This window comes from Abyssibacter sp. (genome assembly GCF_964229365.1).
GTDB lineage: Bacteria > Pseudomonadota > Gammaproteobacteria > Nevskiales > OUC007 > Abyssibacter.
This window is the reverse complement of sequence record NZ_CAXRDQ010000043.1, coordinates 1-8,779: the sequence shown is the minus strand read 5'-3', so window position 1 is coordinate 8,779 and position 8,779 is coordinate 1. Positions and strand designations below refer to the sequence as shown.

The window sequence follows — 8,779 nt, the reverse complement described above, 5'->3', positions numbered from 1 at the left end:
CAACGGTCCAAATCAGGCCAGGAGGCGTTCTCCGCCACCGGCCGCAGGATGATGCCCGACCTGGATTGACGCGCGAGGGCCGGAGTCGCGCTGGCCGCGCTGTTCAGGTGATCAACGACGGGGCATCGCGACCGGTGTGCTCGCGTAGCCCGCAGAGCGTGTCGGCGACCGAGGCCAGCGCGGATAACACCTCGCGCGTGGGCAGCGTCAGCTCCCACTCGTCGCTGCGGCGTTCTTCGAGGTAAAGCCGCAGCGTCGCGCCGCTGGTGCCGGTGCCCGATTTGCGCACCACGATGCGTGCGTCGTCACCGAAGACCACGCGCAGGCCCTGGCCCTCGGCGCGGCTGCCATCGATCGGGTCGTCGTAACTGAATTCGTCCGCCACCGTAACCGTTAGGCCCTCGAACTGGCGACCGGGCAACGCGGTGAGCTGCTGGCGCAACGCCTGCATGACCCGGTCGGCCTGTTCGCCGCTCAGGTCCTCATAGTCATGGCGTTCGTAGTAGTGCCGCCCGAAGGTCTTCCAATGCGCTTGCAGAACGTCGGCCACCGATTCGCCGCGGCGAGCCGCGAGCAGGTTCAGCCAGGCCATCACCGCCCACAGGCCATCCTTTTCGCGGACGTGGTCCGAGCCCGTGCCGAAAGACTCTTCGCCGCAAACGGCGATGCGTCCGGCGTCGAGCAGGTTGCAGAAGAACTTCCAGCCGGTCGGTGTCTCGAATGCCTCGAAACCCTGCTGCGCGGCAACGGCGTCCAGCGCACGACTGGTCGGCATGGACCGGGCGGCGCCGGCAATGCCGTCGCGGTAGGCCGGAATCAGTTGCGCATTGGCCGCGAGCACCGCGAGGCTGTCACCGGGCGAGACAAACAGTCCGCGCCCGAGAATCATGTTGCGGTCACCATCGCCGTCCGATGCCGCGGCGAAGTCCAGCGCGCCACGGGTGATGACCTCATCGGCCAGGTCGGCGGCGTAGACCAGATTCGGATCGGGGTGACCGCCACCAAAGTCGGGCAGGGGCACGGCATTGCGTACCGAGTCCGGCGACGCACCGAGCCGCTCCACGAACAGCCGTTTCGCGTAGGGACCAGTGACCGCGTGCATGGCATCGAAAGCGAAGCGGAAATCCGACGTCAGCAGCGCGCGGATGGCATCGAAGTCGAACAGCGATTCCATCAGTTCGGCGTAGTCCTCGGTGGTGTCGATGACCTCGATGGTCAGATCGCCGAGGGTTTGTGTTCCGAGGCTGTCGAGGTCGATGGTGTCGGCCTCGACGCAACGATAGCGATCGATTTCGCGGCTACGGGCGTAGATGGCATCGGTGAGCGCCGAGGCAGCCTGACCACCGCCGCGAATGTTGAACTTGATGCCGAAGTCGCCGCGCGGACCGGCCGGATTGTGGCTGGCCGAGAGGATGAAGCCGCCATGGGCGTCGTACTTGCGAATCAGGTGGGACGCGGCCGGTGTAGAGACAATGCCGCCCAGGCCAACGATGACGCGGGCGACCCCATTGGCGGCGGCCATCGCTAGAATGGTCTGGATCGCCGTGTCGTTGTGATATCGGCCATCACCTCCGAGCACGAGGGTGGTGCCCGCGAAGCCGGGGTGCGTGTCGAAGACCGACTGGACGAAATTCTCCAGGTAATTCGCCTGCTGGAAGACCTGCACTTTTTTCCGGAGCCCGGCGGTACCCGCGCGTTGATCGTCAAACGGTTGGGTGGCGATCGTACGGACGGCTGCGGTCATGTGCGGATTCCGGTGAAAAGAGTGGGTGATTGGGACACGGAGAATGCACGCGATGCCCGCCACGTCAACCGCTTGCACCGGCGCCAGAGGCGTGGGCATAGTGGGTTCATGGACCTCGCCAACCCAAAAACGCTGCTTCGACTGGGGCGGCCCGAGAGCTTTTCGGGCCTGATGAACCTGGTCGACGAGAACTACCAACGCTTCCAGCGACTGGCGCCGGATTACCCTCTGCCGTTCGACACCGCCGTGTCACGCAGCGAGTCGGATTTCGACCTCTACCTGACCGTACTGGAGCGTTGTCGTTACACCACGACGGTGCATCTGACTTACCGGTTTTCCGCCGGTGAGAACACGTGGCGCGCGGATCCCGATGTCACGCTGCGCCTGTATCACGATGCCGGCGTGGCCGAGGTGGTCGATTCCTGCCGTTCGCGCTGCGATTTTCTTCAGGACATCGACCCCCAAGTCGGTGGCTGGCTGCAACGCCAGCACGCAAGAAACCTGATGGTCTACAAGTGGCTGGGCTATCTGCTACAGCATGGCCATGGGTTCGCGATGGCCGCGCGTCCTCGCACATAGCGCCGACACGCGGCCACACGGAGAGCGGCGCCGTACGATCATCGCGCCTACAGCGAATCAACCAGCTTGAGGATGGCGTCGGTTTTTTCCTGCATCAACGCCATGTCGGCGCGCGATTCGACGTTGAGGCGAATCACCGGCTCGGTGTTCGATTTGCGTAGGTTGAAGCGCCAGGTCGGAAAATCCACCGACAGCCCGTCGGTGCGGTCGATGTCGCCATCCGCAGCGAATGCCTGTTCAATCGCAACGATCGTGGCGTCGGCATCGGCGACCTTACGGTTGATCTCGCCGCTGGCCGGGTAGGCATCGATGCGCTCATTGACGAGTTGCGACAGCGATTTGCCTTCGCGGCAGATCAGTTCGGCGACCATCAGCCAAGGAATATTGCCGTTGTCGCAGTATGCAAAATCGCGGAAATAATGGTGCGCGCTCATCTCGCCACCGTAGACCGCGTTTTCCTTGCGCATCCGCTCTTTGATGAAGGCGTGCCCGGTCTTGGACATCACCGGCTCACCACCGGCGCGCCTGACCTCGTCGACCGTGTTCCAGGTCAGCCTGGGGTCGTGGATGATTTTGTCCCCCGGTGACTTGATCAGCAGCGCCTTGGCGAGCAAGCCGACAATGTAGTAACCCTCGATGAAACGGGCGTTTTCGTCGAACAGGAAGCAGCGGTCGAAATCGCCATCCCAGGCCACTCCAAAATCCGCGCCGTGGGCCTTGACCGCCTCGGCGGTCGCCGCCCGGTTCTCGGGCAGCAGTGGGTTGGGGATGCCGTTGGGGAACGTCGGGTCTGGCTGATGATGCACCTTGATGAATTCGAACGGCAGGAACGGCGCCAGGGCATCAATGACCACGCCCGCACCGCCATTGCCGGCATTGGTCACGATCTTCAGCGGCCGTAGCGCGTCGACATTGAGGTAGCCGAGCAAGTGCTGCACGTAGGCGGCCCGGTGTTCCAATGGCACCAGCGTTGGCTCGATACTCGGCAGTGGCGTGTCGTCTTCGGCGGCACGTGCCTCGATGGCCTTGAGTCCGCTGTCGCCGCTGATCGGCTGCGACCCGGCGCGCACGAGCTTCATGCCGTTGTAGCCAAGGGGGTTATGGCTGGCGGTGACCATGATTCCGCCATCCATCTCGAAGTGAAACGTCGCGAAATAGACTTCCTCGGTGCCGCAGAGGCCGATGTCATGGACTTCGCAGCCCGCCTGCTGCAGGCCGAGGGCCAGCGCGTTGATCAGCGCCTGGCTCGAGTCGCGGACATCGCGACCGACGACAACGCGCTTCGGCTGGAGCTCGGCTGCGTAGGCCCGACCGATTCGGAAGGCCAGTTCGGGCGACAGATCGTCCGGTACTTTTCCGCGAATGTCGTAGGCTTTGAAACAACTCAGGCTCGCCATCGGCTATCGTCCTCGTATGCAAAAGGGACGGTCATGATGCACCGCACATCGGGTCATGTCTGCTCCCTGCGCCATGCGTGGCCCGGTCAGTTTCAGGCGAACGCGGCCGGACCATCGTCTGGCCTGTTGTCGGAATCGGCGGGTAACTGACGTTTCCCTTGATCTCTATTCATGGACGCTGGCATGCTGAGCCGGCGCGAGACTCCTGCGTGATGCTGCGCCGGAAATCAGTCATGGAGACGACATAAAACAATGGCAAAGACCGTCAGAATTGGATGCTCCTCGGCATTCTGGGGTGACACGTCAACTGCGGCGGAACAGCTGGTCACCAAGGGTAATATCGATTACCTCGTGGCTGACTATCTGGCTGAGATCACCATGTCGATCCTCGCGCTCAAGCGCATGCGGGATCCGGCTGGGGGCTATGCCGAAGATTTCGTGCAGGTGCTGGCGCCGTTGCTGCCCGCGATCAAGGCGCAGGGCATTCGTGTTGCCGTGAATGCAGGCGGCCTCAATCCAGCGGCCTGCTGCGCGGCCTTGCAGGCTGCGGCGGAGGTGGCCGGCGTGGAACTGACCATGGCACACGTATCCGGCGACGATTTGTTACCGCAGCAAAAGGCCTTTGCTGATTGTCGCGACCTCGACACCGGGGCGGCCATGCCCCGCGGTCTGGTGACCATGAACGCCTACCTCGGCGCGTTGCCGATCCGAGATGCGTTTCTTCAGGGTGCCGACATCGTCGTGACCGGCCGCTGTGCGGATTCCGCCCTGGTGCTGGGGCCGTTGATGGCGGAGTTCGGTTGGTCTGAGGCCGATTTCGACCGCCTATCAGCTGGATCACTGGCCGGACACATCATCGAATGCGGCGCACAGTGCACCGGTGGCAATTTCACCGACTGGCAGGACGTGCCGGGTTTCGACGACATGGGCTTCCCCATCGTGGAGGTCGACGCCGATGGCGGATTCGAAGTCAGCAAGCCCGATGGCACCGGCGGCCTGGTGTCGCCGCTGAGCGTGGCCGAGCAGATGGTCTACGAGATTGGCGACCCCGGCGCCTATGTGCTGCCTGATGTGGTTTGTGACTGGACCGATGTCTCCATCGAGGCCAGTGGTCCGGACCGGGTGCGTGTAAGCGGGGCACGGGGCCGACCGCCGACCGAGCATTACAAGGTGTCGGCGACCTACCCGTCAGGCTTCCGGACGATGGTCAGCTTCGTGGTTGGCGGTTTTGACGCGCCGGGGAAAGGTCGCGCCGCAGCCGATGCACTGTTCAGCAAGGTTTCGCGCCTGCTTCAGGATCGGGGCCTGGGGGCATTTGATGCCACCGCTGTCGAACTGATCGGCGCCGAGGCGATGTACGGCCCACATGCTGCCGCCGCGCCACGTGAGGTCACCGTGCGTCTGGTTGCGACACATGCCAATCGCGATGCGCTGAAGCTGTTCGGTCGCGAGATCGCGCAGGCGGCCACCGGCATGGTGCCTGGCATCACGGGCTATTCCGGGCGCCCGAGCGTGACGCCCATCGTGCGTCTGTTCACGACCCTGGTGCCCAAGACATCAGTGGCGGCGGCCGTTCATCTCGGCGAGCGCAACACAGCCGTGGAGATTCCCGTAGGCAAACCGCCGGTTGCATCGCCCAGCCAGGAGAGCCTGGGTCTCGTGCCGGTGGACTCGGCCGCCGGGAGCGTGCCCCTGATCCGCCTGGCGGTCGCGCGGTCTGGTGACAAGGGTGATCACAGCAATATCGGTGTTGTCGCGCGCGAGCCCGAGTTTCTGCCCTATATCGAACAGGCGCTGACCGCCGAGGCGGTGCAAGCCTACTTCGACTATCTGCTGGAGGGCGACGTGTCGCGCTGGGCCTTGCCTGGCATCGGCGGATTCAACTTCCTGCTGCGACATTCGCTGGGTGGTGGTGGGGTCGCGTCACTGCGTACCGACCCCCAGGGCAAGTGCCATGCGCAGATGCTTTTGAGTTTTCCGATCCCGGTTTCGGCAGAAATTGCCCGCCGATTCGACTAAAGTGTCGACCCCAATCCCACCTGACATCAGGACACAATGACGAACGGGAGCGATATCGAACGCGACGTCATGGAGTACGACGTCGTCATCGTCGGCGCCGGACCGGCTGGTCTGGCCTGCGCAATGAAGCTCAAGCAGGCCAATGCGGATCTCGCGGTCTGCGTGCTGGAGAAGGGCAGCTTTGTTGGCGCCCATGCCCTGGCGGGCGCGGTCATCGAGCCGGAGCCACTGGATGAGCTGGTGCCCGGTTGGCGCGATGATCCGCCGGAAATCTGCGTGCCGGCGACCAAGGACGAGTTCCTCAAGCTCAGCGAGTCCGGCGGGATGAAGCTGCCGACTCCGCCGCAGATGAACAACCACGGCCATTACATCGTCAGCCTGATGAACATGATGGGCTGGCTGGGCGAGAAGGCCGAGGCGCTGGGCGTGGAAATCTATCCGGGCTTCCCTGCCGCCGAAGCATTGATCGAAAACGATGTGGTTGTCGGTGTGCGCACCGGCGACATGGGCCTGGCCAAGGATGGTTCGCACAAGGATGGCTACACCCCGGGCATGGATCTGCGGGCCAAGGTCACGGTGCTCGCCGAGGGCGCGCGCGGCTCGGTCTCCAAGCAGTTGATCAAGCGCTACAAGCTCGCCGATGGCCACGATCCACAGAACTACAGCATCGGATTGAAGGAGTTGTGGGAAGTGCCGGAGGGCCGTGTGGAGCCTGGCAAGATCGTCCACACCGTCGGCTGGCCGCTGCCCAACGACGTCTATGGCGGCAGTTTTCTCTATCACCTGACCGATAACCGCGTTGCCCTGGGTTACGTGGTCGGGCTGGGGTATGACGATCCGCGTCTGCGCCCCTTCGAGATGTTCCAGCAGTGGAAGCATCACCCCAGCGTCAAACCGCTGCTCGAAGGCGGCAAGATCCTGTCGGCCGGTGCGCGGGCGATCGTGACCGGTGGCTGGCAGTCCCTGCCGACCACGGAAATGCCCGGTGCGATACTGATCGGTTGTGCAGCCGGCACCTTGAATGTGCCAAAGATCAAGGGCGTTCACACCGCCATGCGCTCCGGCATGCTCGCCGCCGACCATCTGGCCGCGAAGCTGGAATCGACGGGGTTCGACGCCAAGCTGCGTGATTCCGTGGTCGGCAAAGAGCTGAAGAAGGTCCGCAACATCAAGCCCGGCTTCAAGAAGGGCCTGTGGTTCGGCATGTTCAACGCCGCCTGGGAAACCGCCACGGTCGGCCTGTCACCGTGGACGCTGAAATCCAAGGCGGATTGGTCGCAAACCAAGAAACTGGCCGAGTTGCCCGCCGAGCCGAGCTTTGTCGAAGCGCCACGTGATCTCGCGCCCAAGGATCGGCTGGCATCGGTTTATTTCGCGGCCACCGAGCATGACGAGGACCAGCCAATTCACCTCAAGGTGATTGAGCCGGACGTCTGTTTCACCAAGTGTGAGCAGGAGTACGGCAATCCCTGCACGCGGTTCTGTCCGGCCGGGGTGTACGAAGTGGTGGAAGAAGCCGGCGACAAGCGACTGCAGATCAACTCCGCCAACTGCGTGCATTGCAAGACGTGCGATATTAAGGATCCCTATCAAGTGATTAACTGGGTCACGCCCGAGGGCGGATCTGGGCCGAACTACCAGAACTTGTAGGGCATGGGACGGACTGGCGTTCGGCGCCGGTGCGAAACACACACCGAACACAGAGAACTGTTGAGCCAAACAACATGAAAGTACTTGTGAGCGTGAAGCGCGTTGTCGATTACAACGTGCGAATCCAGGTGAAAGGAGACGGATCGGGCGTGCAGACCGAAGGTGTCAAGCACTCCATGAATCCGTTTGACGAAATTGCAGTGGAACAGGCAATCCGTATGAAGGAAGCCGGTACGGCCTCCGAAGTGATTGCCGTGACCATTGGCGACGACAAGGCGGTGGAGACCCTGCGCACGGCGCTGGCCTTCGGCTGCGACAAGGCGATTCACGTCAAGGTGGATGAGGCTGTCGAGCCGCCGACCGCCGCCGCCGTCTTCGCCAAGCTGGCCGAGGCTGAAGGCCCGGATGTCTTCCTGATGGGCAAGCAGGCCATCGACGACGACAGCAACCAGACGGGTCAGATGACCTCCGCCAGACTCGGCTGGCCGCAGGCCACCTTCGCTTCGACAATCGAGATTGCCGATGGCAAGGCCACCGTGGCCCGTGAAGTCGACGAAGGCCTTGAGACCATCGAGGTTGATCTGCCAGCCGTCATCACCACCGACCTGCGCCTGAATGAGCCGCGCTACCTGAAGCTCCCGGACATCATGAAGGCCAAGCGCAAGCCGGTGGACACCAAGTCGCTGGACGACCTGGGCGTGACGCCCAAGGCCGGCCTGACCGTGACCAAGACCGCGCCGCCGCCCGAGCGGGAGGCCGGCATCATGGTCAAGTCCACTGACGAACTGATTTCTGCTCTGAAAGACAAGGGGCTGCTCTAATGGCTTCCGTACTGCTGATTGCCCAGCACCTGGGCGGCGAACTCAATAACTCCACCTCCAAGGCCATGGCCTGCGCCAAGGATATTGGCGACGTGACCGTGGCGGTCTTTGCCGAATCCGGCCAATCGGTCGCCGACGCGGCGGCCACGCTGGACGGCGCGACCAAGGTCGTGTTGGTTGACCGTGCCGAGAACGCCGAGCCTCTGGCCGCCATCTTGGCGCCGCAAATCGTCAAGCTGGCGCAGGATTTGGGCGTGAGCCATGTCATCGGCCCGAACACCACCTTCGGCAAGGATTTGATGCCTCGGGTCGCGGCGCTGCTCGACAGTGTCATGGTCACCGACATCATGGCCGTCGAGGCGCCGTACACCTTCCAGCGGCCTATCTACGCCGGCAACGCGGTCGTGACGGTTGAAGCCCCGCAGGACGGCATTCTGGTCGGTTCCGCCCGTACCGCGTCGTTCAAGTCGGTGGGCGAGCAGGCGGCCTGTCCGGTGGAAGCGGTGTCCGTCGACGCCGAGGTGCCATCGCATACCCGCTTCGTGAAACGGGAAGGGGCCGGTGGTGAT

General features: G+C 63.3%; 7 protein-coding genes. 5 read left to right on the top strand and 2 right to left on the bottom strand.

The features are described from left to right. Positions 1-103: 103 nt before the first annotated feature. Complete coding sequence (locus tag ACE1EY_RS07520) at positions 104-1,744, bottom strand: alpha-D-glucose phosphate-specific phosphoglucomutase (RefSeq protein WP_370299847.1); 1,641 nt, start codon at positions 1,742-1,744, stop codon at positions 104-106. A 108-nt stretch (positions 1,745-1,852) separates the two neighbouring features. Between ACE1EY_RS07520 and ACE1EY_RS07515 the strand changes: the two genes are divergently transcribed. Next, positions 1,853-2,323, top strand: coding sequence for a DUF1249 domain-containing protein (locus tag ACE1EY_RS07515; protein ID WP_291514686.1), 471 nt, complete (start codon positions 1,853-1,855; stop codon positions 2,321-2,323). 47 nt (positions 2,324-2,370) lie between these two features. Here the strand turns inward: ACE1EY_RS07515 and ACE1EY_RS07510 are convergent, their stop codons facing one another. Continuing rightward, the gene (locus ACE1EY_RS07510; RefSeq protein WP_370299846.1) at positions 2,371-3,720 is read right to left on the bottom strand and encodes a phosphomannomutase; all 1,350 of its coding nucleotides are present in this window, start codon (positions 3,718-3,720) and stop codon (positions 2,371-2,373) included. A gap of 252 nt (positions 3,721-3,972) precedes the next feature. Between ACE1EY_RS07510 and ACE1EY_RS07505 the strand changes: the two genes are divergently transcribed. The 4 genes from ACE1EY_RS07505 to ACE1EY_RS07490 form a co-directional block, all read left to right on the top strand. Then, on the top strand, positions 3,973-5,739 hold the full coding sequence (locus tag ACE1EY_RS07505) for an acyclic terpene utilization AtuA family protein (RefSeq protein ID WP_370299845.1): 1,767 nt from the start codon (positions 3,973-3,975) through the stop codon (positions 5,737-5,739). Positions 5,740-5,793: 54 nt separating this feature from the next. Continuing rightward, complete coding sequence (locus ACE1EY_RS07500) at positions 5,794-7,389, top strand: FAD-dependent oxidoreductase (protein WP_370299848.1); 1,596 nt, start codon at positions 5,794-5,796, stop codon at positions 7,387-7,389. A 74-nt stretch (positions 7,390-7,463) separates the two neighbouring features. Then, entirely contained in the window at positions 7,464-8,210 is a 747-nt protein-coding gene (locus ACE1EY_RS07495) for an electron transfer flavoprotein subunit beta/FixA family protein (RefSeq protein ID WP_291514690.1), read from the top strand. Then, positions 8,210-8,779, top strand: a 570-nt coding sequence (locus tag ACE1EY_RS07490; protein WP_370299844.1) for an electron transfer flavoprotein subunit alpha/FixB family protein, incomplete at its 3' end; no start/stop codon positions are given. The genes ACE1EY_RS07495 and ACE1EY_RS07490, both read left to right, overlap by 1 nt.